At 39.8% G+C, this 26240-nt stretch carries 22 protein-coding genes; 10 read left to right on the forward strand and 12 right to left on the reverse strand.

The window, feature by feature from the left end:
- Positions 1 to 182 precede the first annotated feature (182 nt).
- Positions 183 to 1229 carry a UDP-glucose 4-epimerase GalE gene (gene galE / locus ACW6QP_RS04475; protein WP_457909652.1) on the reverse strand — a complete coding sequence of 349 codons (1047 nt, stop codon included), beginning with the start codon at positions 1227 to 1229 and terminating at the stop codon, positions 183 to 185.
- Positions 1230 to 1387: 158 nt separating this feature from the next.
- Between galE and ACW6QP_RS04480 the strand changes: the two genes are divergently transcribed.
- The 3 genes from ACW6QP_RS04480 to ACW6QP_RS04490 are packed head-to-tail and all read left to right on the forward strand — an operon-like array spanning position 1388 to position 4092.
- Positions 1388 to 1672 (forward strand): DUF3817 domain-containing protein, encoded by a 285-nt coding sequence (locus ACW6QP_RS04480; RefSeq protein ID WP_457909653.1) that lies wholly within the window; start codon positions 1388 to 1390, stop codon positions 1670 to 1672.
- 6 nt (positions 1673 to 1678) lie between these two features.
- Positions 1679 to 2968, forward strand: a complete 1290-nt coding sequence (locus tag ACW6QP_RS04485; RefSeq protein WP_457909654.1) for a mechanosensitive ion channel family protein — start codon at positions 1679 to 1681, stop codon at positions 2966 to 2968.
- A gap of 38 nt (positions 2969 to 3006) precedes the next feature.
- A complete protein-coding gene (locus ACW6QP_RS04490; protein ID WP_457909655.1) occupies positions 3007 to 4092 on the forward strand; it encodes an endonuclease/exonuclease/phosphatase family protein in 1086 nt (361 codons plus the stop codon).
- Here the strand turns inward: ACW6QP_RS04490 and ACW6QP_RS04495 are convergent.
- The 3 genes from ACW6QP_RS04495 to ACW6QP_RS04505 form a co-directional block, all read right to left on the reverse strand.
- Positions 4089 to 4484, reverse strand: coding sequence for an acyl-CoA thioesterase (locus tag ACW6QP_RS04495; protein WP_457909656.1), 396 nt, complete (start codon positions 4482 to 4484; stop codon positions 4089 to 4091). The genes ACW6QP_RS04490 and ACW6QP_RS04495 overlap by 4 nt on opposite strands.
- 118 nt (positions 4485 to 4602) lie before the next feature.
- A complete protein-coding gene (locus ACW6QP_RS04500) occupies positions 4603 to 5016 on the reverse strand; it encodes an NUDIX domain-containing protein (protein ID WP_457909657.1) in 414 nt (137 codons plus the stop codon).
- 10 nt (positions 5017 to 5026) lie between these two features.
- Positions 5027 to 6385 (reverse strand): NAD-dependent succinate-semialdehyde dehydrogenase, encoded by a 1359-nt coding sequence (locus ACW6QP_RS04505; RefSeq protein ID WP_457909658.1) that lies wholly within the window; start codon positions 6383 to 6385, stop codon positions 5027 to 5029.
- 163 nt (positions 6386 to 6548) lie between these two features.
- Here ACW6QP_RS04505 and ACW6QP_RS04510 point away from each other — a divergent pair, with 163 nt between their 5' ends.
- Positions 6549 to 6968 (forward strand): glyoxalase, encoded by a 420-nt coding sequence (locus tag ACW6QP_RS04510; protein ID WP_457909659.1) that lies wholly within the window; start codon positions 6549 to 6551, stop codon positions 6966 to 6968.
- Here ACW6QP_RS04510 and ACW6QP_RS04515 read toward each other — a convergent pair.
- Complete coding sequence (locus ACW6QP_RS04515; protein ID WP_457909660.1) at positions 6930 to 7664, reverse strand: DUF3307 domain-containing protein; 735 nt, start codon at positions 7662 to 7664, stop codon at positions 6930 to 6932. The two genes, ACW6QP_RS04510 and ACW6QP_RS04515, sit on opposite strands and share 39 nt — an antisense overlap.
- The gene (locus ACW6QP_RS04520; protein ID WP_457909661.1) at positions 7657 to 8283 is read right to left on the reverse strand and encodes a hypothetical protein; all 627 of its coding nucleotides are present in this window, start codon (positions 8281 to 8283) and stop codon (positions 7657 to 7659) included. The genes ACW6QP_RS04515 and ACW6QP_RS04520 overlap by 8 nt, the downstream gene beginning before the upstream one ends.
- A gap of 193 nt (positions 8284 to 8476) precedes the next feature.
- On the opposite strand from ACW6QP_RS04520, the gene ACW6QP_RS04525 reads away from it, so the two are divergent.
- Positions 8477 to 8926 (forward strand): transcription elongation factor, encoded by a 450-nt coding sequence (locus ACW6QP_RS04525; protein WP_457909662.1) that lies wholly within the window; start codon positions 8477 to 8479, stop codon positions 8924 to 8926.
- Here ACW6QP_RS04525 and ACW6QP_RS04530 read toward each other — a convergent pair whose 3' ends face one another.
- A complete protein-coding gene (locus tag ACW6QP_RS04530) occupies positions 8927 to 10972 on the reverse strand; it encodes an HD family phosphohydrolase (RefSeq protein WP_457909663.1) in 2046 nt (681 codons plus the stop codon).
- Positions 10973 to 11077: 105 nt separating this feature from the next.
- On the opposite strand from ACW6QP_RS04530, the gene ACW6QP_RS04535 reads away from it, so the two are divergent.
- Together ACW6QP_RS04535 and ACW6QP_RS04540 are read left to right on the forward strand one after the other, a co-directional pair.
- Entirely contained in the window at positions 11078 to 12259 is a 1182-nt protein-coding gene (locus tag ACW6QP_RS04535) for an acetyl-CoA C-acyltransferase (RefSeq protein ID WP_457909838.1), read from the forward strand.
- Between the two features lie 24 nt (positions 12260 to 12283).
- Positions 12284 to 13033, forward strand: coding sequence for a C40 family peptidase (locus ACW6QP_RS04540; RefSeq protein WP_457909664.1), 750 nt, complete (start codon positions 12284 to 12286; stop codon positions 13031 to 13033).
- Between the two features lie 147 nt (positions 13034 to 13180).
- Here the strand turns inward: ACW6QP_RS04540 and ACW6QP_RS04545 are convergent, their stop codons facing one another.
- From ACW6QP_RS04545 to gyrA, 3 genes are all read right to left on the reverse strand, one after another.
- Positions 13181 to 14716 carry an IS1182 family transposase gene (locus ACW6QP_RS04545; protein ID WP_457909665.1) on the reverse strand — a complete coding sequence of 512 codons (1536 nt, stop codon included), beginning with the start codon at positions 14714 to 14716 and terminating at the stop codon, positions 13181 to 13183.
- 93 nt (positions 14717 to 14809) lie between these two features.
- Entirely contained in the window at positions 14810 to 16054 is a 1245-nt protein-coding gene (locus ACW6QP_RS04550) for a tetratricopeptide repeat protein (RefSeq protein WP_457909666.1), read from the reverse strand.
- Positions 16055 to 16077: 23 nt separating this feature from the next.
- A complete protein-coding gene (gene gyrA / locus ACW6QP_RS04555; protein ID WP_457909667.1) occupies positions 16078 to 18609 on the reverse strand; it encodes a DNA gyrase subunit A in 2532 nt (843 codons plus the stop codon).
- Between the two features lie 247 nt (positions 18610 to 18856).
- Here gyrA and ACW6QP_RS04560 point away from each other — a divergent pair, with 247 nt between their 5' ends.
- Positions 18857 to 21418 carry an ATP-dependent Clp protease ATP-binding subunit gene (locus ACW6QP_RS04560; protein ID WP_457909668.1) on the forward strand — a complete coding sequence of 854 codons (2562 nt, stop codon included), beginning with the start codon at positions 18857 to 18859 and terminating at the stop codon, positions 21416 to 21418.
- Positions 21419 to 21515: 97 nt separating this feature from the next.
- Positions 21516 to 21902 (forward strand): hypothetical protein, encoded by a 387-nt coding sequence (locus ACW6QP_RS04565; RefSeq protein WP_457909669.1) that lies wholly within the window; start codon positions 21516 to 21518, stop codon positions 21900 to 21902.
- Here the strand turns inward: ACW6QP_RS04565 and hutH are convergent.
- Together hutH and ACW6QP_RS04575 are read right to left on the reverse strand one after the other, a co-directional pair.
- Positions 21886 to 23397: a histidine ammonia-lyase gene (hutH, locus tag ACW6QP_RS04570; RefSeq protein WP_457909670.1), complete on the reverse strand. Its 1512-nt coding sequence runs from the start codon at positions 23395 to 23397 to the stop codon at positions 21886 to 21888. The genes ACW6QP_RS04565 and hutH overlap by 17 nt on opposite strands.
- A gap of 121 nt (positions 23398 to 23518) precedes the next feature.
- Positions 23519 to 25036: an NAD(P)H-hydrate dehydratase gene (locus ACW6QP_RS04575; protein ID WP_457909671.1), complete on the reverse strand. Its 1518-nt coding sequence runs from the start codon at positions 25034 to 25036 to the stop codon at positions 23519 to 23521.
- A 118-nt stretch (positions 25037 to 25154) separates the two neighbouring features.
- On the opposite strand from ACW6QP_RS04575, the gene gcvT reads away from it, so the two are divergent.
- Positions 25155 to 26237, forward strand: a complete 1083-nt coding sequence (gene gcvT, locus ACW6QP_RS04580) for a glycine cleavage system aminomethyltransferase GcvT (RefSeq protein WP_457909672.1) — start codon at positions 25155 to 25157, stop codon at positions 26235 to 26237.
- Positions 26238 to 26240: the final 3 nt, after the last annotated feature.

Below are 26240 nucleotides of genomic sequence, written 5' to 3' on the forward strand. Positions count from 1 at the left end.
GTATTGACGATTCTAACGGGATGATGGGCAGGAACCAAATCATCATAACTGGGAGGTAAAAGACTTAACTGGGATTGATCGTAAGTCTTAAATACAACTTTAGCTTTCATACAATGAAAATAATACTATCCTGAATTATTTCCAATAAAAAAGAGACTGCCTTTTCAGACAGCCTCTTCTTTTTACTCTTCGGAAGATTTTTCTTCCCGTTCTTTTACAACTTTTTCCCATTTCCAGGCACTGGCCAGGGCTTCATCGAGATTGTGAACTGCTTTCCAGCCCAAAATTTCATTAGCTTTAGTTGTATCGGCAAAGGCAGAAATAATATCTCCCTCTCTCCTTGTAGCGATTTGATACGGCAATTTTTCTCCGGTAGATTTTTCAAAAGATTCTATCACTTCCAATACCGAGTTTCCTTTACCGGTTCCCAGATTAAACACCTCGTAATTTTGCTTTTCTTTACCCTCCATCAAACGGTTTAAAGCAACAACGTGAGCCCTGGCTAAATCCATCACGTGAATATAATCCCGAATACAAGTCCCATCGGCCGTGGGATAATCATCTCCAAAAACACTTAACTTCTCCCTTTTTCCAATCGCGGTTTGCGTAATAAAAGGAACCAGGTTTTGGGGAGTTCCTATCGGTAGTTCTCCAATCTCCCCACTGGGGTGTGCTCCTATGGGATTAAAATATCTTAGCGCAATCGCTTTAAAAGAATCCCTGGTTTTACAGGTATCGGCTATGATTTCCTCGCCTACCTGCTTGGTATTTCCATAAGGAGATTCGGCTTTTTTTACGGGAGCATTCTCATCTATAGGCAGTTTATCGGCCTGCCCATAAACCGTACAGGAAGAGCTAAAAATAAATTTAGGTTCATCTTTGCGATTTAGTTCTTTTAAAAGATAAATGAGGCTGGATAAATTATTTTCATAATATAAAAGCGGGTTTTCAACACTTTCGCCCACCGCCTTTGAAGCAGCAAAATGTATTACTCCTTCAATATCGGGATAGTCATTAAAAAATTCCTTTACACGACCTTTATCTCTCAAATCAATATTTTCGAACTCGGGGGTTTTTTGCGTGATCTTGGTTATACCTCCCAAAACATCAATCGAGGAATTTGAAAGATCATCTATAATTACGACGTCGTAACCATCTTCCAGCAAGGCAACTACAGTATGAGAACCTATAAACCCAAGGCCTCCGGTTACCAATATTTTTGGTTTCATTTTTTCAATTTTCATTTAGAGGCACAAATTAAGGAATTAATAAGGCTTTGGCCAGTTAATAAAACGCTAATTGCAGCAATCTAAGGTGATTTGAAATAATAGAATCTACTGGGTGAAGTGAGGTAGAAAATTTATCTTTGCCACCAAATTCTAATAGTATGGAAATCACCCGACAAAAACAGGTTTTTAAATGGATAAGTATCCTGGAAGGCTGGTCATTTTTAATCCTGCTCTTTTTAGCCATGCCGCTAAAATATCTTTTTGATTCCCCCGAAATGGTGCGCCAGGTTGGTATGGCCCACGGCGTATTATTTATAGCCTATATTATGGGCGCGATCTTTATTCAGCAAAAAATGGGATGGAGCACCCGCGAATTGTTTATCGTAATGGCCTGTTCGCTCGTGCCTTTTGGACCATTTTATATGGAAAAACGTTACCTATAAAAGTCTATGGAAGTAAGGGATTGGATTAAATCTGCGATTTGCTATCTGGAAGAGCTGTTCATAAGCCAGGGGATGTATCCTGAGGCCGCCCAGTACCTCAATTTACTCATCAACATATTTTTGCTCATACTACTAATTATGGGCATTAATTACCTTACCCGTAATTTTGTAGTTGAAGCATTTAAAAACTTCACCAACAAGACCAAAACTACCTTTGATGATTATTTAATTCAAACCAATTTTCCGAAGTACATAAGCCAGGTACCCACGCTTATTTTACTCCACTACCTGGTCCCAATGATCCTGGTAGACTTTCCACCGGTGGTTCGGGCATTTGAGTTTTTATTTCATATCTATCTCATCATCTTAACGGTTTGGGTACTACGCAGTTTTTTACGCACCTCTAAAGTTTATTTAAAAACCCGCGAGTCATTTAAAGACAAGCCTGTAGAAAGTTACACACAAGTAGTAATGATTGTGATTTGGCTCATAGGCTTCCTCTTTATTTTTGCTGAAATAACGGGTGAGTCGGTCATTAAATTTCTGATTTCCCTGGGAGCTGCTTCTGCAGTGCTTTTGCTTATTTTCAAAGACACCATCCTCGGCTTTGTAGCATCAATCCAGGTAACAGTTAATGACATTGTACGCATTGGCGACTGGATTACATTTAGTAAGTATGGAGCCGATGGTACCGTAACCGAAATTAACCTGGCCACGGTTAGAGTGCAAAACTGGGATAATACCTATACCACGATTCCTACCTATAGTCTTATTTCAGATTCTTTTCATAACTGGCGGGGGATGCAGGAATCGCCAGGACGTAGAATAAAACGGGCAGTATATGTCAAACAAAATTCAGTGAGATTTGTCACTTCTGAAGAGCTTGAAAAATTTAAGAAAATTCAACTCATCAAACCCTATCTTGAAACCCGCCAGAAAGAAATCGATGACTATAATTTTAAAAGCGAAGTAGATAAAAGTCTTCCCATAAATGGTAGAAATCAAACCAACCTCGGGATTTTTAGAAAATACGTAGATAGTTATCTTAGAAATCATTCGGCGATACATAAAGAAATGTATATCATAGTAAGGCATTTAGCGCCTACTTCGCACGGTATACCGCTGGAAATTTTATGCTTTAGCCGTGATAAACGCTGGGAAAATTTTGAATATATCACCGCCGATATTTTCGATCATGTAATTGCCGCTCTCCCCTACTTTGATTTGCAGCTTTTTGAGAGCCCCTCGGGTGACGATATTGTTAAATATTTAGAAAAGCATAAACCCACCGATTAATATTCAGCTACATTAGCCTTACCTATCAAACATCTTTTATGGATTTAAAACGATTTTTACAGGCTTTTGGACTTGTAGCGGTACTGCTTACGCTTATTCCTTTAATTGCTGCCGATTTTTGGTGGATTAGAGTATTTGATTTTCCGCATATTCAGTTAACCCTTTTAAGTCTCGCGGCACTGGCTGCATATTTCATTCGGTTTGAAATTAAAGAAATTCGGGATTATATTTTTATGGGGGTGCTTTTAACCTGCTTCCTATACCAGTTTGCAAAAATTTCAGCTTATACACCGTTATATCCCTTTGAAATTGGTGATGCAGAAGAACAGGTTGGCGATTCGGGCTTTAGCATTATGACGGCCAATGTGTTGCAGAAAAATGAAGAGATGCTTCCGCTGAGAGATGAAATAAAAAGACTCAATGCCGATGTTATGGTTTTTACCGAAACCAATACCCGATGGATGAATTTCATCAAAGAAAATCTTCCGGGTAATTATCCCTACCGGGTTGAAGTTCCACTTGATAATACCTACGGAATGCTGCTTTATTCCAGGCTTGAACTTATAGATCCTGAAGTAAGATATTTAGTAGACGATAGTATTCCGTCCATTCACGCAAAGGTAAAACTGAAGTCGGGTGATGAAATTCAACTCTACGCCATACACCCAACTCCCCCAATGCCCCAACACAATCCTTCTTCCACCGACAGGGATGCAGAGATGATGAAAGTTGCTAAACTATCCAGGGAATCTGAAATTCCGGTGGTTGTAATTGGAGATTTTAATGATGTTTCCTGGTCGGCTACAACGGGATTATTTCAAAAAACAGGAAAATTATTGGACGTTCGGGCAGGCCGCGGTTTCTATAATACCTTCAACGCTAAGAATTTATTACTGCGCTGGCCGTTGGATCATATATTTACAACTTCTGAATTCAGGCTAATCGACCTCGAACTGGGAAAAGACATCAAATCTGATCATTTTCCTATTTATGCCTCCCTTAGCCTGGAGCCTGAAAGAGCCCTGGAACAGGATCCCGAACCACCTACTCTTGAAGAATTAAAAGAGGCCAACCAAATCATTGAAGACCAGGAGGAAAAGGAGAAAAAAGAAGCTAACAATTAAGCCCGATTCTCCAACCTGTCTTTAACGTATTCTATCTGGGTTTTTCCGTGCGGGCTTGGATTTCCATTTTCATCTAAGGTAACCATAATGATCTTATCGATGCTTATTATAGTAGAGCGGGTCATTTTATTTCTAACTTCGCATCTAAGTGTAAGAGAAGTGCTGCCAAACTTAAGCACTTCAATTCCAATTTCTACAATGTCACCCTGACGCGCCGAATTCTGAAAATTAATTTCGCTCATATACTTGGTAACCGTACGTGGGTTTTCGAGTTGAACTATGCTGTAAAGCGCACATTCTTCATCTATCCACTCCAGCAATCTCCCTCCAAATAAAGTTTGGTTGGGATTTAGGTCCTGCGGTTTTATCCATTTTCGGGTATGAAATCTCATCTTTTTCTTTTAAAAATAAAGAATAAAAAACTGGCATTAAAATAGGAGGTTCGCTTTTTCGAAAATCCAAATTTGACCGGTTTGCTGTTTAAAAATTCAGAAAAATAAGCGGTGATTTTTAGAGATATTCCCAGGCGGTTTTGATGATCTCCTTGTGATCGAAGGCCAACTCGGGTAATTTGTTCATATCGAACCAGCGCGCGTCTCCTGCATCGGTTCCGGGTTTTAAATCTTCCTCACAATAAATTCTGCTTAGAAAGGCAATAGAAATGGTTCTACCCCTGGGATCGCGTCCCGGTTTGCCAAAAGCACTTACCTGTTGCATAGATTTGACTTCTACCCCGGTTTCTTCGGCGAGTTCACGACGCGCCGCTTCTTCCAGGTCTTCGGTCTCTTCTACAAATCCGCCGGGTAAGGCCCATTGTTGTTTAAAGGGTTCATTTTTACGCTGAATCAATAACACCTTATAGTGATTATTCAAATTGCAAAAAATTACCGAGTCTACAGTTACTGCTATTTGTTGTTTTTCCATAATTCAAATTTTAAAATTTATTGAAATACACGGTTTTTTTATTTACAAACTCCTGTATTCCGTGGCGTGAAAGTTCGCGGCCATAACCTGAAATTTTTGTACCTCCAAAGGCCAGTCGCGGGTCACTTTTCACCAATTCATTAATAAATACCGCCCCATCCTCAAATTCAGGGATTAATTTTGCCGCCCTATCCAAATCTTCAGTAAAGACTGAAACTCCCAGCCCAAATTTAGATTGGTTCACCAGGTCTATGGCTTCAGATTCATCTTTAAAACGGGTAACCGAGATTGCAGGCCCAAAGGTTTCTTCATCAAAAACCGGCATACCCGGTTTTACTTCATCTATTATAGTAGGCTCGAAATAAGCCTTATCCTTTTTTCCTCCCAGTAGAATTTTTGCTCCCTTCTTCACCGAATTTTGAACCTGCTCATAAAGTTCTTCAGCAAGATCTTCCCGGGCTAAAACTCCAATAAAAGTATCCTCGTTCATTGGGTCGCCGCTTTTGAGTTCTCTCACCTGTTTAGTGAATTTTTCGAGAAAATCTTCGGCAATATCTTCCTGCAGAAGTAATCGTTTCCCGGCGATACAGCTCTGCCCTGTATTTTGGTACCTGGCCATCACGCATTTCTCCACGCTTTTTTCAATATCGGCATCTTTTAAAACCACCAGGGCATTGCTTCCACCTAGCTCAAGCACCGATTTTTTTATCTCATCACCCGCTATGGCAGCGACAGATTTTCCTGCCGGGGTGCTTCCGGTTAGAGTAACTGCTTTTATTCGGGAATCTCTAATGATATCTTCAACTTTAGCGCTTCCAATTACCAGGTTTTGAAAACAGTTTTCGGGAAATCCGGCCCGTTCAAATACTTTTTGAATATTATTAGCAGAAATCATCACATTGCTGGCGTGTTTTAATACCGCTATATTTCCTGCCATAAGTGCAGGGGCTGCAAACCTAAAAACCTGCCAGAACGGATAATTCCATGGCATTACGGCGAGCACCACCCCAAGAGGTTCGTAACTAATATAGGAAGTATGGGCGTCGGTTTCAATTTTTTCATCGGCCAGGTGATTTTTGGCATTTTCAGCATAATATTCGCAAACCCAGGCGCACTTTTCGATTTCTGCAATAGCCTGCTGAATGGGTTTCCCCATTTCTCTGGTTATATCTTCTGCATATTCCCGGCTATTCTTTTTAAGCTCCCGGGCCGCAGCTTTCATTTTTTTGGAACGCTCTTCCAGTGAATTTTTTTTCCAGGAAAGAAAGCTTTTTTGAGCATTCTCCAGCTTTGTATCGATTTGGCTTTTGGTGAGTTCTTTAAATTCTTTAAGCAGTTCCCCGGTGTAGGGATTATAGGATTTAATCATAATTTTTCAGGCTTTCTTTTAAAGATAAAAATTAGCCTGCGCCTACCCGGAACGATTAAGAGGATTTTAACTTGAAAGAATTGTTTATAAATGGTTTACAAGTAGTTGGTACTGTCGTAAAATGCAACTTTAAATTGATTACATTTAAGAAACTTTCATACTTATGGACTCAAGAGACCTTCGTTTGCTCGAGATCCGGCCCGAGATTCCTTCGGCAAGGGTTTCAGAAAAAATGAGTACCGATGAACAATTCCAAAACCGTACTCTACGCCCCGTTATTAAGCTACAAAGAGATTTGTTGCTGGAAGCCTTCAGAAATTACATCAATAAACACAAAAATGCATTTTATGAGCTAAACCCCGATCGCCGTTTAATATATATCGCCAATGCCATACAAAAGGATATTAAATTTAGAAATAGCCTGAAGGGAATGGTGATTGGTCAATTTAGTATTGAGGAATACCGGGAATACATTAAAAATTCTTCGGCTCTTAATAAGAGGATGATGAATATTGTAATTCAACAATTACAAAGCAACGTTCAATTACTGGAACGCGATGTAATTTACCAGCAAACCGGCTAGAATTGTAATTGCAAAACTCATAAGAGTTCCAATTAATACATATTCGGTTTGTTTACGGGCGCCTGTATCGCTCTTATCGCTGAACCGCAGAATTGATTTGGCTGCGATTAAAAATCCGATGGCCGGGAGGTTTTGAGTTAGTATAAAACTCAGGATTAGAATGCGTTCAAAGATTCCTATATACCTGCCTGCGGCTTCCAGGCTATTCTGTTTTTGTGTGCTTTCCACTTCATCCTGCCAGCGCCTGGTGGCTTTTCCAATAAGATAGCCCGCTGGGAAAATCACGAAAAGATAAGCCAGCGTTATGGCCAAAAATTTGGTGGAATTCAATGCCTGGCTTATCCAGCCCCCTACTTCTTGAAAACCTGAAATTATATATAGCCAGGCGAGTCCTATAATGATAAGATGCAAAAGTTGATCAAGCAAAAATGTTTTTAGATCATCTTTGGGTTGGTTTAATTTCCAAAGGTCTATAAAGAAGTGAGTAACTGCAATAGCTAAGCCTACTTGCCATAAATTAAAATTCAAAAGGAAAACCAGGCTCAAGAAGCCGGCTAAAAAAGCATGTAGATAAAGGTAAAGCGATTTGGCCTTAAATTTTCTTTTGTGAACTATCCAGGAACCCGGTTGCAATACAAAATCTGTAATTAGATGTGCCGCGAGCAATTGCAGTAAAACCAGGTAAAGATTATCCATTCTTGAGTTTTTTCGGAATTAGATTTTCATAATGTATCAATAATGCCTGAAGGGAATGCCAGGCCGCCGTCTTTTTTCTTTGGTTCACCGCCGATTGGCTTATGCCTAAAATTTCGGCAATTTCAGCTTCTTTTTTTGACTGAAGCAGGTAATAAATAACCTCGGCCGACGCCGTGCTCCAGCGTTGCATGATTTCTTCCAGCAATAAAAAGTGTACCCTAAACTCGGCATTAATATCAATGCCGGGAGTTTTTAAACGTATGGAAGCCAGTTCATATTTCATTTCATCCAAACTTAAGCCTGAAAATCTAAAAGCCTCGCCATTGGCCTCAGCGATATTTTTAGCAGGATGTTCTATCTTCCCAACGCCTATTGCCAGGCGTAGATTTGCAGGAGTTCCGGTTTTAATTACCAGGGATTTGAGTCTTAAGGCAATATTCAGAGCCTTTGATTCCGTGGTGATGAGCTGAAAACTATCACCCCTGTAGAACTGATACTCTTCATTTGGTTTCAACCCAAGGTTTATAAACTCTTGATTTAGTGCAGTGATTACCTTCTCAAGCAGGCTTTTCCTGTATTGAGTCGAGTCAATTAAATCTGCTGTGATTACGGCTTTCATACTTCAAATATAAGTCAAAAAACTTATAATTATATAAAATAAGCTAAAAACCTTATAATTTTAAAATATAAGTCTATATACTTATGAAAGGCAAGGCGAGACTCTCGTCCCCGGGATACTAAATTTATGCTAAAAATTCTTTAAGCTCTTAGGCGATATGTAATTTTAAAAAAAGCATTTAAACCAATTAAATATGGACATCAATAAAAAAGAATTATACTTCAAATGCCTGGAGGCGGTAAATAAACGCATCGAAAAGTATCAAAGCGAAATGGATAACATCAAGGAATCTATGGAAGCTAATGATATTAAGACCGATTACGATGAAGATAATAAGGGCCAGTTATTAGGCGAATTTGAACAATATGCCGGTTACCTTAGCGATTCGAGAGAAATGAAAGAAAAACTTCAGGAAATAGACCAGGAACATTACAGCCAGAAAATAAATTTTGGAAGTATCGTTGAGACAGACCGAAATTACTATTTCATTTCTATACCCCTCGGAAAAATCGTTATGGAAGACGGGAGTACCGTATATGCCATTTCAACCGAAGCACCCATTTACCAGGCGATGAAAGGTAAGGATGTTGGAGAGAAATTTACCATTAATGGTGAGGAGCACGAAATATTAAACATCCATTGATTATTCAGGATATTCAATACGCAGGTGAAAGATATTTTTAAGCTTACGCTTTAGAATTTTTTTCACCTGTTGAATTTCCTTAAAGGTGATATTGGAATTCAAAAATTGACCTTCTTCCATTTGTTTATTGATAATTTTTTCAACGAAGTTATCAATGAGTCCGGCTGTGGGCTCTTTTAAACTCTTACTTGCCGCCTCTACACTATCACACATCATTAAAATTGCAGTCTCCTTACTAAAAGGAATGGGCCCGGGATATCTAAAATAATCTTCATCGACGGCCTGATTCATCTCCTTTTCTTTCATATAAAAGTAATAAACCAGGGTGGTGCCGTGATGGGTTCTAATAAAATCAATCACCCTATCTGGCAGATTATTCTTCTTGGCAATTTCAATTCCTTTAATCACGTGTTCAATAATAATTCTCGCACTTTCCCGGGGATCGAGTTCATCATGAGTATTGACCGAAGTGGTTTGATTTTCGGTAAAATAGGTTGGATTGTGCATTTTCCCCACATCGTGATATAAGGCTCCTACCCTAACCAACATAGCGTTCGCATTGATTTCGTTGGCCGCTGCTTCAGCCAGGTTAGCTACGTTTAGGGAATGGTGAAAGGTACCGGGTGCTTTTTCTGAAAGTTCTTTCAATAGTTTCGAATTGGTATCAGATAATTCCAGCAGGGACATATCGGAAACCATTCCGAAGATTTTTTCATAGATATAGATTAAAGGCTGCACAAAGAGCGTGGCCAATCCACCCAGCAAAAAGGTTAAAAACACTGCTGCTTCCACATCGGCAATATTCCCTTCCTGAATAATGGTAAAAGCAAAATAGGAAATGATATAAACCAGGGTAATCTGACCCACCGAGATAAATAAATTAGCTCGCTTATAAAGCTCGGAAATGGTGAGTATAGTAACAATTCCCGCTATAATTTGCAAAAACATATATTCATAACTATTAGGCACTATAAATCCAAGCAGTAATACAGTAATAACGTGTGTGAACAGGCCCAGGCGGGCATCGAAAAATGCTTTAAGGGTTAAAGGCAAAATACACAGGGGGACCATATACACAAAATCTACATCAAATCTAACCACCACACTGGTGAGCAATACCATAAACAGGATATTGAAGAAGATAAAGGTGACCTTTACATTATTTTCAAAAATTTGAGGCCTGTATTTTCTAATAAAAAGTAACAACATTAGCAAGGCCAAAGCTACCAGGGCAATATACCCGAAAAGAATCCAGCTTTGATTTGATTTGCTCCAAAGTTGCGATTCATATTCAGCTTTTAAAGACATAAGAGCATTGTATTTATCGCCCTCTACCACTTCTCCTCTGGCGATCACCCTGCTGCCCTGCTCAATATTTCCGCGGGTATAGGAAATATTGTTTAATTTACTTTGCAATTCTTTTTCGGTGAGCTCACTATCGTAAACTACATTGGGTTCTATAATATTGAAAAACAGCTCCAGCAGCTCGTTATTAAAGTCCAGCAATTCATTATCGTAAATTTTACCATTTAAAAATTCTCTGATGTCTGATTGCTTCAGGATTCGTCTATACGAAATTTCATAGGCTTCATTCCCTTTTCGCAGGTATACCAGTTGAGATGGCTCTAACTGAATATTCTCCTGCAGGAGTCCGTTTTCATAGATTTCATCAAGAGTACTTTGAATAAAACTGCTGAATTGGTTCTGGTAAACTGAAAGAATGCTGTCTGCAAAAACCTCGTTTAATTCGCTGGTAGCAGCGGTTTTCACGGTTGGCGGAATCGCCTGGTTATATTGAAAATATGGGATATGATCCCGTTTAATCGCTTCTCTCTCGCTGTTTAGTTCTTCCTCGGTTTTTTGAATAGCAAAATCAAAGGGTGCATATAAATTTTCGTGTTGCCAGGGCTTTCCTTTAGGAATTTCATATTTGAATTTCCCGCCTTTGGGCAACATATAAACAATTAAAACCGCCGAAATTACAAACAGAAAAATCTTATAAAAAAGCGCCTGATTTTTATAAAGTTTATTTACGAATTTGATCATAGAAGCGAAGCTATAATTCAAATGTACTAAAAAATAGACGTGCAATTCGCAGTCTTGTTAAGTTCCTTATAAAATCACTAAATTCGCAACACAATCAAAACATAAATCATGAAAGAAGTAGTAATAGTTAGCGCGGCCCGAACTCCTATTGGAAGTTTTTTGGGAAGCCTGGCAAGTGTACCCGCAACCAAATTGGGTTCAATAGCGATTAAAGGAGCTCTGGATAAAATCAATCTTAAGCCCGAAATGGTTGGGGAAGTATTAATGGGAAATGTAGTGCAGGCCGGTGTGGGCCAGGCTCCTGCCAGACAGGCCGCTCTTGGAGCAGGAATCCCCGATACGGTTCCCTGTACCACAGTAAATAAAGTTTGTGCCAGCGGAATGAAAGCCGTGATGCAGGCAGCACAGTCTATTGCCCTGGGCGATACCAGTATCGTTGTAGCCGGCGGAATGGAAAATATGAGTTTGATCCCGCATTATTTACATCTTCGGAATGGTCAAAAATTTGGGCCTGCTCAAATGATCGATGGGATGCAAAAAGATGGGCTTGTAGATGCCTACGATCAGAATGCAATGGGCACCTGTGCCGATTTATGCGCCACAGAATATAATTTTTCACGGGAAGACCAGGATAATTTCGCGATCGATTCTTATAAAAAATCGGCTAAAGCCTGGGAAGAAGGTAAGTTTGATAATGAAGTTGTACCTGTTGAAGTACCACAGCGAAAGGGTGATCCCATTATCGTAAACCAGGATGAGGAATTTAAAAATGTTCGTATGGACAAAATTTCTTCTCTTCGACCTGCCTTTAGCAAAGATGGAACCGTAACCGCAGCAAATGCTTCTACGATTAATGATGGTGCGGGTGCAATGATATTGATGAGCCGGGAGAAAGCTGAAGAACTTGGACTTAAAATTCTGGCTACTATCAAAGGCTTTGCCGATGCAGCTCAGGAACCTAAATGGTTTACAACTGCTCCCGCCAAGGCCCTTCCTAAAGCACTTGCAAAAGCCGGGGTTTCTAAAGAAGAGGTTGATTTCTTTGAATTCAATGAGGCTTTTGCCGTAGTTGGTTTAGCTAATACAAAATTGATGGATCTTGATCCTGCCAAAGTAAATATTAATGGTGGTGCAGTTTCTTTAGGCCATCCCCTGGGATGTAGTGGAGTTCGTATTTTAATTACCCTGCTAAATGTGTTGGAACAGCAAAATGCGAAAATTGGAGCTGCTGCAATCTGTAACGGTGGCGGAGGTGCATCGGCGATGGTAATTGAAAGAAATAGCTAAACTTTTTTTAGATCTTTAGATTTAATGCAATACGGAATTTGCCATTTGGGGATAGTACCGCTGCGAGAGGCAGCGAGCTATGAAAGCGGGATGCTATCCCAGGTTCTATATGGAGAACATTTTAAAGTACTTGAAGAACGTGCAACCTGGAGCAAAATCCGTATTGCATTCGATGATTTTGAAGGCTGGATATCAAACAAGCAATTTATCAAGATCGAGGAAGATCATTTTTTACAGCTTCAGCAGCAGAACCCTGTATTAAGCAATGAAATTCTGGAGTATATCATCGATGCTGATGAGTTTATAATGCCTGTTCCCCTGGGATCTCAACTCAATAGCCTTGAATTTTTCAAGCATTCTTATGATGGGGAGTCTATCTCGGGTATTCAGCCGAAGATTAATTTGATTCAAACTTCCTTATTGTTATTAAATGCACCACATTCCTGGGCCGGAAGGTCGGCCCTGGGAATTGATGCCAGCGGCTTCACGCAATTGGTTTATAAGCTAAATGGCTATAAACTCAAAAGAGATGCAGCTCAACAGGCCAAACAAGGGGAAGCCTTAAGTTTTATCGAAGAAAGTGAGCCAGGTGATTTGGCATTTTTTGATGATAAAGATGGGGTAATTAATCACGTGGGGATTATGATGAAAGATAATCATATAATTCACGTAGACGGAAAAGTGAGAATAGATCGCATAGATCATTCAGGTATATTCAATTCAGAATTGCGACGCCATACCCATCAACTAAGAGTTATTAAAAAGATTATTTAAGTTTCCACTCTAATTGAATTTGAATAAAAAGAGGCCGTCTAAAAAGCTATTTTTAGACGGTCTTTTTTTATTCTTGCTTTAGGCAGTTTTACAATGTTATTGTTTTCGTTATTCGTTATGGGTTAAAAGTTAATAGGATGTTCCTACTCACTGTACTAGAGTGAACTTTTTGAGGTTATGTGCCATCGCTATTAGTCCTATTTCGGTAGTGACTTTATCCTTCCCTCGTAACATAAATCGCTTGAAGCCCATATTTTGTTTGATATTTCCGAAGATAGCTTCTACGTCCCAACATCTACGCTTGCGATGGGCTATACCAGCTTCGCTTAGGAGTAGGGTTTTAGCTTTTTGTTTGAGACGAATCAGGTTGTGGTTGCGCTCTATGATCCTATTCCCTTTTGATTTATGGCAGCTACCCCGCAAAGGACATCCCTGGCAGTTTTGAGCCTGGTAGCGATCAACCTTTTGAATAAAACCGTTTTTGGTTTTTGATTTATAGGATTTTACTTTCTGCATCGCCTGGCCCATAGGGCAGTAATACGTATCAGTTTCCTTATTATAAAATAAATGATCAGGATGAAAGGGATTTTCCTGATGCTTTTTATCGCGTTGTTCTTTATGGAAGTAGTTATATTTAACAAAGGCGGTCACTCCTTTTTGTTCTAAATCGCTGTAATTTTCTTCGCTGCCATAACCCGCATCGGCAGTGAGGGTTTCAGGAGTTTGGTTAAAAGAATCGATATGATCCTGTAAGTGATTTTTTAGCGTAGTGGTATCAGCCGTGGTTTGAGCTAAGGTGTAATTGGTGATGAATTGATTATTGGAAGAGGCCTGAAGATTATACCCGGGTTTTAATTGCCCGTTTTGCATATAATCATCTTTCATTCGCATAAAAGTAGCATCAGGGTCTGTTTTACTATAGCTGTTGCGCTTGCCTAGAATGGCTTTCTGCTGCTGATATTTCTTTAGGTTTGCCGGCCAGTTCTTTTTAGCGTAGTGAAGCTTTTGTTTTACTTTTTGATCGATCTTTTTATCCTTTAATGCATCGTTAATAGCATCGATGGTTTTGGCAACTTCAGCAGGATCGATAGCATCAAAATCTGGAGTGTTGGGAAGCATTTGCTCCTGGTCATAAACCTTTTCTACATACGACCAGAGTTCACGCAGCTGTTTCTTGATACGCTCCTTACTGTTCTTAATCGATTTACCCCATACAAAAGTAAATCGGTTGGCATTGGCCTCTATCTTAGTACCATCTACAAAAAGCTCCTTTAAGGATAATACGCCCTGATCTGCTAACAAAAGAACTACCTGGTTAAAAATGTTTTTAAACTTCCCTTTTAAGCGTTTGCCTCTAAAATCATTAATGGTATTATGGTCTGGTTTACATTGCCCGCTGAGCCACATAAAATGAATGTTCTCCTGCAAGGCCTGTTCAATTTTCCGGGAGGAATACATATTACGCAGGTAGGCATAGATTATAACCTTGAGCAACATCCGGGGATGGTAACTGGAAGTACCGCCACCTTTGTAGCTTCGCTCCAAAGCTGAAATGTCGATTTGATCAATAATCGTATTGACGATTCTAACGGGATGATGGGCAGGAACCAAATCATCATAACTGGGAGGTAAAAGACTTAACTGGGATTGGTCGTAGGTCTTAAATACAACTTTAGCTTTCATACCATGAAAATAATACTATCCTGAATTATTTCCAATAAAAAAGAGACTGCCTTTTCAGACAGCCTCCTTTATTATTTGGTGTTGAAGAATTTATTATTGATTCTCCAATTTAGCATTCATTTCTTCTGCTTTATCTTCCATATCCAATTGAGTATAGATATTTCTTGCAGTTCTAATGGCATCTAAGTTGTTCGGCTCAGCTTTAATAGCGGCTTCAAGATAAGGAAGTGATTCTTTATAAACCTCTTTTCTCTCCTCTTCCAACTCCTCGTAACGCTTGCTGTCTTCTTTACTCATTCCAAGATTGTTCATCTCATCGATAAGCGCTCTTTCTTTAGCAAGAATTGCAGCGATAATATTCATTCGGGCCTGATTCATTTCAGGATCGATTTCAAGAGCTCTTTTATAATATTCCACAGCCTTTTCATTATCACCCAATTCAGCTGAAGTTACACCAAGATTATACTGAATTGATGCGTCATCTGGATATTTTTCAGCAAGCTCGTTCATAAGCTCCTGGTATTTATCCTTTTCTCCCATTCTATAATACATATCGGCTTCAGCTTGAAGCAAAGAAGCATCATCGGGATTGGTAGCTTTAGCATCATCCATAGCAGCGATTGCTTTCTCGTAATCTTCTTCAGCAATATAAATTCTGGCAATAAGTCCTGCTATTTCTCCTTTTTTAGAAGGAACTTTGGTTTCTTCAGGGTTTTCATACTGTCCGGTTTTAACCATTAGGTCCATTTGTTCTTTAGACCCCATACGTTCTTTTTCACCAGATTCAGTATTAACTGCATAATATTCTACACCTGAACCATCATAATCCATTGCTTTTAACTGGTTCAAATAATCGATAGCAACCTCATAATCCTGACCCTGAACTGCAGAATTGGCAGCATAATAAAGGTAAATGGTATCCTGAGGGCTAATGTTATAAGCAGCATACAGTTTCTCGGCAGATTTTCCAAACTCCTGAGAATTTTGATCGGCTACTGCTTTATTGATAAGTTCATCTTTTAACCGAACCAGGGTTTCAGAAGCGTCTGTATTCCCCATTTCTGCAGCCTGTTCAAAAGCTTTAGCAGCAGTAATAATGTCATCTACATTGGTAGCCTGCCCATTTTGCCAGTAAGCCTGACCTTTATAAAGGTAGAATCTCTCGGTCCAGCGATTATTAGCCTCACTTAATTTAGGCTCGGCTTTTTGAATTTCAGCCTGAGCTTGTGTAAAATTACCGTCTTCTACAGCGTCACCGGCATTCTTAATCTCATCTTTTTGAGCCAGAGCCGTTAGAGTAGAAAAAGCCAGCGCAATGCTTAAAATATTAGTTTTCATTCTATTTGGTTTTGGTTTACTATTTATTCGGTACTATCTTCTGCAATTGTTGTGCCAGTTCCAGGTTCGGCAGGTTTGTCGGGGGTTTCGGCATCATCCATAGCATCCACGTCATCTTCATCGTGCAATACTTTTGCTACTGCAGCAATGGCGTCTTTCCCTTTTAAATTGATTAAACGAACTCCCTGGGTGGCACGTCCCATAACTCGTAGGCTGGAAACTTCCATACGAATTACAATTCCAGATTTATTGATAATCATAATATCATCCTGGTCGCTAACATTTTTAATAGCTACCAATTCTCCGGTTTTTTCGGTAATCGAAATGGTCTTCACCCCTTTACCCCCACGGTTTGTAATTCGGTAATCCTCCAGGCTGGAACGTTTTCCATATCCTTTTTCTGAAACTACAAGGATATCAGAATCCATTTCTTCAACTGCAACCATTCCTACCACTTCATCCTCTTCACTGGCCAGGGTGATTCCTCGTACTCCTGAAGCATTTCGTCCCATAGGCCTGGTTTTACTTTCCTCAAACCTAATGGCTTTGCCGCTCTTAACAGCAAGCATTACCTGGCTGTTTCCATTGGTAAGTTTAGCTTCCAGTAATTCGTCATCCTCCTTAATGGTGATCGCGTTGATTCCATTGGTTCGTGGACGGGAATATTGCTCAAGCGAAGTTTTTTTAACCTGCCCTTTTTTGGTGGCCATAATCACAAAGTGATTGTTTACATATTCCTCATCTTTGAGGTCCTGGGTACAAATAAAGGCCTTCACCTTATCATCGGGCTCGATGTTGATTAGGTTCTGAATAGCTCTACCTTTAGAGGCTTTACTTCCTTCAGGAATTTCATATACCCGCATCCAGAAACATTTTCCTTTTTGAGTAAAGAAAAGCATATACTGGTGATTGGTTCCCGAAAATAAATATTCAAGAAAATCTTCATTTCGGGTGTTGCTTCCTTTTTGTCCTACTCCACCCCTGTTTTGAGTTTTATATTCATTAAGCGAAGTTCTTTTAATATAACCAGCATGTGAAATGGTGATTACCACTCTTTCATCTGGAATCATATCTTCTATACTAAGATCACCTCCAGAATACTCAATTTCAGAACGGCGTTTGTCACCGTATTTCTCTTTAACTTCCTCTAGCTCATCTTTTATTACCTGCATACGTCGCTCTTTACGAGCCAGGATATCTTTAAGGTCTTCAATGGTCTTTAAAATTTCTTCGTATTCTGCACGAAGTTTATCCTGCTCCAGTCCGGTTAACTGTCTTAGGCGCATCTCTACGATTGCCCGGGCTTGAATTTCGGTTAACTCGAACCTTTCGATAAGTTTCTCCCTTGCTTCTTCGGCGTTCCCGGAAGCACGAATGAGAGCTATAACTTCATCAATATTATCTGAAGCTATGATCAAACCTTCTAGAATATGAGCTCTTTCTTCAGCTTTCCTTAATTCATATTCTGTACGTCTCACCACCACTTCGTGACGATGCTCTACGAAATGATGAATAATTTCCTTTAGGTTTAAAAGTTCTGGTCTACCCTTTACCAGGGCAATATTGTTAACACTAAAACTATTTTGAAGTGCTGTATGCTTATATAAGGTATTTAAAACGATATTTGGAATAGCATCACGTTTAAGCTGGTAAACGATACGCATTCCGTTTCTATCAGATTCATCTCTTATTAAGCTTATCCCGTCGATTTTCTTTTCATTTACCAGGTCGGCCGTTTTCTTGATCATATCGGCTTTATTCACCTGATAGGGAATCTCGGTCACAACGATAAACTCCCGGCCATTGATTTCTTCAAGGTGAGATTTAGCTCTTAACACCACTCTGCCTTTTCCGGTTTTAAAGGCTTCCCGAACGCCATCGTAACCGTAAATAGTCCCGCCGGTAGGGAAATCTGGAGCTTTAATATGCTCCATAAGTTCGTCGATTTCTATATCGTTATTATCGATATAAGCCACCGTACCGTCTATAACTTCAGAAAGATTATGAGGGGGCATATTGGTAGCCATTCCCACCGCGATACCACTGGTACCATTAACCAATAAGTTGGGAATTCGGGTAGGTAAAACTACGGGTTCGCTAAGAGAATCGTCGAAGTTTAACTGGGTATCAACAGTTTCTTTATCGATATCGGCCAGCATATCTTCGCTAATCTTGCGCATTCTGGCTTCAGTATATCGCATTGCTGCAGGACTATCCCCATCTACCGATCCAAAGTTACCCTGTCCATCAACGAGCATATAACGCATACTCCATTCCTGGGCCATCCTAACCATAGTATCATAAACTGAGGAATCACCATGAGGGTGATACTTACCCAGAACTTCTCCTACAATTCTGGCAGACTTTTTATAGGCTCGATTAGAAAGCACTCCCAATTCATACATTCCATAGAGTACTCTTCGGTGAACCGGCTTTAAACCATCACGCACATCGGGTAAGGCACGTGACACAATGACCGACATTGAATAATCAATGTAGGCCGATTTCATTTCATCTTCAATGTTGATAGGAATTAATTTTTCTCCTTCAGCCATATTATAAAGTTTAATTAAGGTCTATTAATCTAACGGAGCAATTTACATATTTTATATATGTTTAAAGCCTTTGGCTCACTCATATTCCCATATTTTATTAACAAAAAATTATTGGGTTATCGTTGATAAGTTCCTTATTTTCCACTTTGAATATCAAAACTAAATTTGTCAATTAGCTATACTAGCTGGATTAGGTATAATTTTTGAAATTAGCCTATCAGTAATTAAAGAGAGAAAGGTAGAAAAGATGGATGATAATTTTTCCCCACGAGTTAAAGATGTAATCGCCTACAGCAAAGAAGAAGCATTAAGACTGGGCCACGATTTTATTGGTACAGAGCATTTAATGTTAGGTCTGCTGCGCGACGGCGATGGCAAAGCTATAGATATACTCAACGCAATGGAAGTGGATTTGGATCACCTTAGAAGAAAGGTCGAAATCCTTAATCCTGCCAGTTCTAATATAAATGCAGTCGCTAATGAAAAACGCAACCTGCACCTAACCCGACAGGCCGAACGCGCCTTAAAAACCACGTTTTTGGAGGCTAAGTTATTTCAAAGCCCTTCAATCAATACAGCGCATTTACTGCTTTGTATCCTGAGAAATGAAAACGATCCTACCACTAAACTTCTTAATAAACTTAAGATAGATTACGATGGAGTGAAAGATCAGTTTAAATACATGATGGCCAGCGATGAAAACGATTTTCCCGATTCTCCGCGAGCCGAATCATTTTCTGATGATGATGGCGGTGCTGGTGAGTCTACCAGGGAAAACCCCTTTAGCGGTGGAGGAAGCACTGCCGGGAAAGCTAATAAAAAGTCTAAAACTCCGGTTTTGGATAACTTCGGAAGAGACCTTACCGCGATGGCCGAAGCCGATAAACTCGACCCGGTAGTGGGCCGGGAAAAAGAAATTGAAAGGGTTTCTCAAATTCTTAGCCGAAGAAAGAAAAACAACCCTCTTTTAATCGGAGAACCGGGTGTGGGAAAATCGGCTATAGCCGAGGGTCTTGCCCTTAGAATCATCAAACGAAAAGTTTCCCGTATTCTCTTTGATAAACGCGTGGTTACCCTCGATTTGGCCAGCCTTGTGGCCGGAACCAAATACAGGGGCCAGTTTGAAGAGCGAATGAAAGCGGTGATGAATGAACTTGAAAAGAACGATGATATCATTCTCTTTATTGATGAGATTCATACTATAGTAGGTGCAGGAGGCGCCACAGGGAGTCTTGATGCCAGTAATATGTTTAAACCGGCACTGGCCAGGGGTGAAATTCAATGTATTGGAGCCACTACCCTAGATGAATACAGGCAGTATATCGAAAAAGACGGAGCCCTGGAACGAAGATTTCAGAAGGTTATCGTAGAACCTACTTCGGTAGAAGAAACCATTGAGATTCTAAACAATATTAAAGATAAGTACGAAGATCATCATAATGTAACCTATACTCCTGAAGCGATCGAAGCCTGTGTAAAACTTACCAATAGGTATATGACCGATAGATTTCTACCAGATAAAGCTATCGATGCTTTAGATGAGGCTGGAAGCCGTGTTCATATTACCAATATTGATGTGCCCAAGCAAATTCTAGACCTTGAACGCAAATTGGAAGAGGTTAGAGAGCTTAAAAATACAGTGGTTAAAAAGCAGAAATACGAAGAAGCTGCCAAACTTCGGGATGATGAAAAGAATCTAGAAAAAGAACTACAGGTAGCTCAGGAACGCTGGGAAGAGGAATCTAAAAAACATAAAGAAATAGTTAACGAAGACAGCGTTGCCGATGTGGTTTCTATGATGACAGGCATTCCTGTTAATAGAATTGCCCAAACCGAAAGCAACAAGTTGGTTGAATTACCTAAGCGAATTAAAGGTAAAGTAATTGGCCAGGATGAAGCTGTAGGAAAAGTGGTAAAAGCTATTCAAAGAAACCGTGCCGGTCTAAAAGATCCCAACAAGCCTATTGGTTCATTTATCTTCCTGGGACAAACCGGTGTGGGTAAAACCCAGTTGGCTAAGGTTCTGGCACGAGAATTATTCGACAATGACGATGCTCTTATCAGGATAGATATGAGCGAGTATATGGAGAAATTTGCCGTTTCCAGATTGATTGGAGCACCTCCGGGATATGTGGGTTACGAAGAAGGTGGTCAGCTTACCGAAAAGGTGCGCCGTAAACCTTATGCTGTGATCTTACTTGATGAAATTGAAAAAGCTCATCCCGATGTATTCAACATGATGCTTCAGGTGCTTGATGACGGTTATTTAACCGATAGTTTGGGGAGAAAAATTGACTTCAGAAATACTATCATAATTATGACTTCGAATATCGGAGCCAGAAAATTGAAAGATTTCGGGCAGGGGGTTGGATTTGGCACCAGTAGTATTCGCTCTCAGGCCGATGAGAATGCCCGCAGCGTAATTGAAAATGCGCTTAAAAAAGCTTTCGCTCCAGAATTCCTCAATAGAATTGACGATGTAGTAATTTTTAATTCTCTGGAAAAAGAAGATATTCATAAGATCATTGATATAGAGCTCGGAAAACTCTTCGGAAGAATTGGAGCTCTTGGCTATGACCTTAAACTTAGCGAAAAGGCCAAAGATTTCATCGCCGAGAAAGGATGGGACAAGCAATATGGTGCCCGACCTCTTAACAGGGCTATTCAAAAGTATATTGAAGATGCACTGGCCGAAGAAATTATAACTTCAAAATTGAAGGAAGGCGACAAGATTTTTATGGATCTCGATGAAAAGAAAAATGAGTTGACTATAAAAATTGATAAAAAGGTTGAAGAAACCGAATCATAAAATAAAATTGAAATTTTGAATTTAAAGAAGCCGCTTGTCATTATAGCGGCTTTCTTATATTCTACCCTACTATTATATATAATTCAAAAATGCCTCAATGGCCAATAATATAATTAAACTGGAATTTGGTCAGGTTAAAATCCTGGACCAGATCCTTATTGCCGAATTAAACGAGGGCGTGTTATTCAGTGTGGAAAATAACCAAAAGTTACTTGAAATAGGAAGAGAATATTTTGGCAAAAAAACCTATGTCTATATTTCAAACCGCACTTATTCTTATGCCGTAGATCCTATGGTTTACAGAGATTCTGCCGCCGTAGACAACCTGGAAGCCATTGCCGTGGTGTCCCTGAATCCATTAACCAGGTTAAATGCCTTTGAGGTAGAAAAGAAATTTTATAAAGACAATGCAGCCTTTGAGGTTTTTGAATTGCTGGAAGATGCTATAATCTGGGCTCAAAACAGGCTTAATCGCATAAAATAGTCTCGCTGGTTTTATAGTTTTTGAGAAAGGCTTTTGCTTTTTTAATGTAAGGTGCCATAGTAACATCTTCGGGTAGTACCGGTACTTCTTTTCTGAATTGCTTCAGAAAATCATTTAAAAATGCTGAAGTTTTGGCAGGTTCTCTAAAATGAAGGGCCTGTGAAGCGTTAAATAGTTCGATAGCTAAAACCGAATTCAAATTCTCCATAACCTTTAACAATTTCGTAGCCGAATTTGCTCCCATACTAACGTGATCTTCCTGCCCGTTTGAAGATACGATCGAATCGACAGATGCCGGCACCGCCAATTGTTTATTCTGACTTACAATACTGGCCGCAGTATATTGCGGAATCATAAATCCGCTGTTTAGTCCCGGGTTTTCTACCAAAAATGCAGGCAAGCCCCGAAGACCTGAAACCAACTGATAAACCCTTCTTTCAGAAATATTGGCAAGTTCTGCCATCGCGATGGCAAGATAATCGAGAGCGAGTGCCAGCGGTTGCCCGTGAAAATTCCCTCCGCTAATAATCTTATCGTCCTCAATAAAAATGTTGGGATTATCGGTTACCGAATTAATTTCAGTCTTGAGCGTTTTGTGTACAAAAGCCAGGCTGTCTTTACTGGCACCATGCACCTGTGGAATACAGCGAAACGAATAGGGATCCTGGACACTTTCTTTCTCTTTTATGGCAATTTCACTGCCTTCGAGAAACTTCCTTATTCGCTCGGCAGTTTTTATTTGTCCGCGGTGAGGTCTTACCAAATGTACCAACTCATCAAACGGGCTCATATTACAATCAAAAGCATCAATAGAAATTGCTCCGATCAAATCGGCAAAATATGAATGTTTATAAGCCATTAATAAGGCGTAGATACCGTGGGCGCTCATAAACTGGGTTCCGTTTAAAAGGGCAAGACCCTCTTTAGATTGGAGTTTAAGCGGTTCCCAACCCATTTTTTCAAGGATTTCACTTCCACTTAAAATTGATTCTTTATAATAAACCTCTCCTTCCCCAATTAACGGAAGTGCAAGATGAGCCAGGGGCGCCAGATCTCCTGAAGCTCCTAAAGAGCCCTGTTCATAAATAACAGGCAAAATATCTTCATTATAAAAATCAATTAGTCGGTTAACAGTAGCGGTAGCCACTCCCGAATTGCCGTAACTAAGAGACTGGATTTTTAGCAACAGCATTAACCTGATCACCGGCCTGGATACCAGGTCGCCGGTCCCACAGGCGTGAGACTTCACAAGGTTTTCCTGAAGTTCGGTAAGTTTTTCAGGACTAATTTTTACGTTGCACAGCGCTCCAAAACCTGTATTAATGCCATAAACGGGACGATCGCTTGATCCTATCTTTTTATTGAGATAAGCACGGGATTTTTCAATATTCAGGCGGGCCTCATCACTTAGCTCCAGTTTCTTATTATTTTCAAGTATATCCTGAATTATGTCAAGACTAAGAATATCTGAACTTATATAATGATGAGTTTGCATGCAATTAAATGATTTAGAAATGGGAGCTCAAAAATCCGATTTAGATTGCTGTATTCCAAATGAGACTTAAACATTTTATAAAATTCTCGATAAAAATGTTTGTTGTTGAATATTTCATAATCTAAGATTCCACATTTCTAATCTTGTTATAAGCATCCCCTAAATGTTCAATTATATCGCTCGCGATAAGGGATTCTTCAGAAATTTTTGCTGTGGCAAGATCGCCTGACAGCCCGTGTAGAAATACTCCAAAAATGGCAGCCTGTAATGGCTCATATTTTTGAGATAAAAGCCCCGTGATTACTCCCGATAAGACATCACCGCTGCCAGCAGTCGCCATTCCCGCGTTTCCTGAATTATTGATATAGATCCGGTCTTTATTAAATATAAAAGTATGCGCCCCCTTCAAAACAAGTATGAGTTTATGTTTCTTTACAAAAGCCTGTACTTTATGAATTTTATCAAAATCATCTTCCCATTTCCCTAAAAGCCTTTTCAATTCTCCGGGATGCGGTGTGAGGATGGAATTTTCAGGAAGCAACTTCAGCAATTCTGATTTTTTCGATAAAATATTAATCCCATCTGCATCGATGAGGAGCGGTGATTTTGCTGAAGCTAAAAATTCTTCGAATGCAGTTTGAACGGCTGGCTTGGTCCCTGCCCCCATTCCGAAGCAAATCGCATCTGGATCTAGATCGAATTTTATATGGCTTAAAACTTTTTCGTTTTTATCGCTTAAAGTCATCACCTCAGGAATGCCTATCTGCAGAATTTCATATCCGCAAGAGGGTGAAAATACGGTGCAAAGCCCCGATCCCGTTCTTAATACGGCACGGGCACTTAAAACCACACTTCCCATTTTCCCGTAACTCCCGCCTATCACCAGGCTATGGCCAAAATCGCCTTTATGCGAATTTTTTTGACGTTCCTTATAAAGGCAGGCCGCTTCTTTAATTCCAATAAGCTGCGCCTGGGCCTCTGCCCCGGCAATAAATTTGCGGTCTAAACCTATATCGAGAATTTTTACCTGGCCTATATAATTCATAGTTTGAGGCAAATAAAACACCATTTTGGGACATTGAAAGCTTAGCGTAAATTCGGCGTTAATTACCGCTTCATCTGCTTCCGGAATTTTATCAGAAAACAAGCCTGAAGGCATATCTATAGCGAGCACAAAGGCTTTGCTTTCATTGACTTTATTAATTACCTCCCGGGCGATCCCGCTAACTTTTCTCGATAAACCTATTCCAAATATGGCATCGACCACAAAATCCCCTTTTGAAATTTCGGGGATGTCGTTAGCTTCATCAATTTCAGCAATCTTTGCATTTTTTATTTTTTCGAGTCGAGTGAGATTAGTAGTAAAATCTTCACTTCGGTTTTGAGTAAAATTGACAATAAATACTTCAGGCCTGTAATTTTGTTTTAAAAGCAAGCGCGCTATTACCAGGCCATCGCCCCCATTATTCCCGGGGCCACAAAAAATTTTAATAGGGATATCGGCATTCTGCAACCTGCTGTGAATTTCATTAAAAACCCTGGTTGCTGCTCGCTCCATCAATTCAAGAGATTGAATTCCCTGCTGCTCGATGCTGTATTTATCGGCTTCCTGAAGTTTTTCGGCGCTTAAAATTTTCATTTCAATTGGTTTTAGCTTTATAAAGCTATGCAATGAATCTCAATATTTAAAGATAAAACTGGGATTAAAATATTGTATTCACGGTGAAATCGATAAATTTGCTCAAATTTTGAAAATAATGAAAGAAATTGCCCTGTCTGCCAGACATAAAGCCTTAAACGCCAAAATGATTCCTTTTGCCGGGTTTAATATGCCGGTTTCCTATGAAGGGGTAAATATTGAACATCAAAATGTTCGTGAGAATTTAGGTGTTTTTGACGTATCCCATATGGGTGAATTTTTAATCACCGGGGAGCACTCTCTGGAACTTATCCAGAAAATAAGCAGCAACGACGCCTCAAAACTTAGCGATGGTAAAGCACAGTACAGCTGTATGCCAAATCACGAAGGAGGCATTGTAGACGATCTCATCATTTACCGAATGAATGAGGAAAAATACCTTTTGGTGGTCAATGCTTCAAATATCGAAAAAGACTGGAATTGGATTGCTCAACACAATTCGATGGATGCCACTATGCGCGATATGAGCGATGAATATTCGCTACTGGCCATTCAGGGACCAAAAGCAGCAGAAGCTATGCAATCCCTTACTGATATTGACCTGAAAAACATGAAATTTTACACTTTTGAAGTTGGCGAATTTGCCGGGGTTGATAAAGTGATTGTTTCTGCCACAGGTTATACCGGTAGCGGCGGATTCGAAATTTATTTCAAGAATGAAGATGCTGAACAAATCTGGGACCGCGTGATGGAAGCCGGGAAAGACTTTGGTATCAAACCTATTGGCCTGGCTGCCCGTGATACTTTACGACTTGAAATGGGTTATTGCCTTTATGGAAACGATATAGATGATACCACCTCTCCTATAGAAGCCGGTTTGGGTTGGATCACAAAGTTCACCAAAGACTTCGTAAACAGTGAAGCCCTTAAGAAGGAAAAGGAAAACGGGCCAAAGAGAAAACTTATAGCTTTCGAATTAGATGAACGTGGTATCCCGCGCCAGGGTTACGATATTGTAGATGAAAATGGCAAGGTTATTGGCCGGGTTACTTCAGGGACGATGTCACCATCTTTAGAAAAGGGAATCGGTTTGGGATATGTACCGGCCGAAATTGCAGGTGTAGGTAATAAAATTAATATTCAAATTAGAAAAAAAGCCGTTTCTGCTACCCAGGTGAAATTGCCCTTTTATAAAGGATAATTT

The organism is Salegentibacter haimaensis (assembly GCF_054121495.1).

Bases quoted from the DNA above. Each gene is read 5' to 3' on its own strand.
- ACW6QP_RS04565 (WP_457909669.1), top strand. From the start codon at position 21,516: ATGGCCAATAATATAATTAAACTGGAATTTGGTCAGGTTAAAATCCTG.
- galE (WP_457909652.1), bottom strand. From the start codon at position 1,229: ATGAAACCAAAAATATTGGTAACCGGAGGCCTTGGGTTTATAGGTTCT.
- ACW6QP_RS04575 (WP_457909671.1), bottom strand. From the start codon at position 25,036: ATGAAAATTTTAAGCGCCGAAAAACTTCAGGAAGCCGATAAATACAGC.
- ACW6QP_RS04480 (WP_457909653.1), top strand. From the start codon at position 1,388: ATGGAAATCACCCGACAAAAACAGGTTTTTAAATGGATAAGTATCCTG.
- ACW6QP_RS04500 (WP_457909657.1), bottom strand. From the start codon at position 5,016: ATGGAAAAACAACAAATAGCAGTAACTGTAGACTCGGTAATTTTTTGC.
- gcvT (WP_457909672.1), top strand. From the start codon at position 25,155: ATGAAAGAAATTGCCCTGTCTGCCAGACATAAAGCCTTAAACGCCAAA.
- ACW6QP_RS04560 (WP_457909668.1), top strand. From the start codon at position 18,857: ATGGATGATAATTTTTCCCCACGAGTTAAAGATGTAATCGCCTACAGC.
- ACW6QP_RS04525 (WP_457909662.1), top strand. From the start codon at position 8,477: ATGGACATCAATAAAAAAGAATTATACTTCAAATGCCTGGAGGCGGTA.
- ACW6QP_RS04505 (WP_457909658.1), bottom strand. From the start codon at position 6,385: ATGATTAAATCCTATAATCCCTACACCGGGGAACTGCTTAAAGAATTT.
- gyrA (WP_457909667.1), bottom strand. From the start codon at position 18,609: ATGGCTGAAGGAGAAAAATTAATTCCTATCAACATTGAAGATGAAATG.
- ACW6QP_RS04495 (WP_457909656.1), bottom strand. From the start codon at position 4,484: ATGAGATTTCATACCCGAAAATGGATAAAACCGCAGGACCTAAATCCC.
- ACW6QP_RS04530 (WP_457909663.1), bottom strand. From the start codon at position 10,972: ATGATCAAATTCGTAAATAAACTTTATAAAAATCAGGCGCTTTTTTAT.
- ACW6QP_RS04510 (WP_457909659.1), top strand. From the start codon at position 6,549: ATGGACTCAAGAGACCTTCGTTTGCTCGAGATCCGGCCCGAGATTCCT.
- ACW6QP_RS04520 (WP_457909661.1), bottom strand. From the start codon at position 8,283: ATGAAAGCCGTAATCACAGCAGATTTAATTGACTCGACTCAATACAGG.
- hutH (WP_457909670.1), bottom strand. From the start codon at position 23,397: ATGCAAACTCATCATTATATAAGTTCAGATATTCTTAGTCTTGACATA.
- ACW6QP_RS04515 (WP_457909660.1), bottom strand. From the start codon at position 7,664: ATGGATAATCTTTACCTGGTTTTACTGCAATTGCTCGCGGCACATCTA.
- ACW6QP_RS04540 (WP_457909664.1), top strand. From the start codon at position 12,284: ATGCAATACGGAATTTGCCATTTGGGGATAGTACCGCTGCGAGAGGCA.
- ACW6QP_RS04550 (WP_457909666.1), bottom strand. From the start codon at position 16,054: ATGAAAACTAATATTTTAAGCATTGCGCTGGCTTTTTCTACTCTAACG.
- ACW6QP_RS04490 (WP_457909655.1), top strand. From the start codon at position 3,007: ATGGATTTAAAACGATTTTTACAGGCTTTTGGACTTGTAGCGGTACTG.
- ACW6QP_RS04485 (WP_457909654.1), top strand. From the start codon at position 1,679: ATGGAAGTAAGGGATTGGATTAAATCTGCGATTTGCTATCTGGAAGAG.
- ACW6QP_RS04545 (WP_457909665.1), bottom strand. From the start codon at position 14,716: ATGAAAGCTAAAGTTGTATTTAAGACCTACGACCAATCCCAGTTAAGT.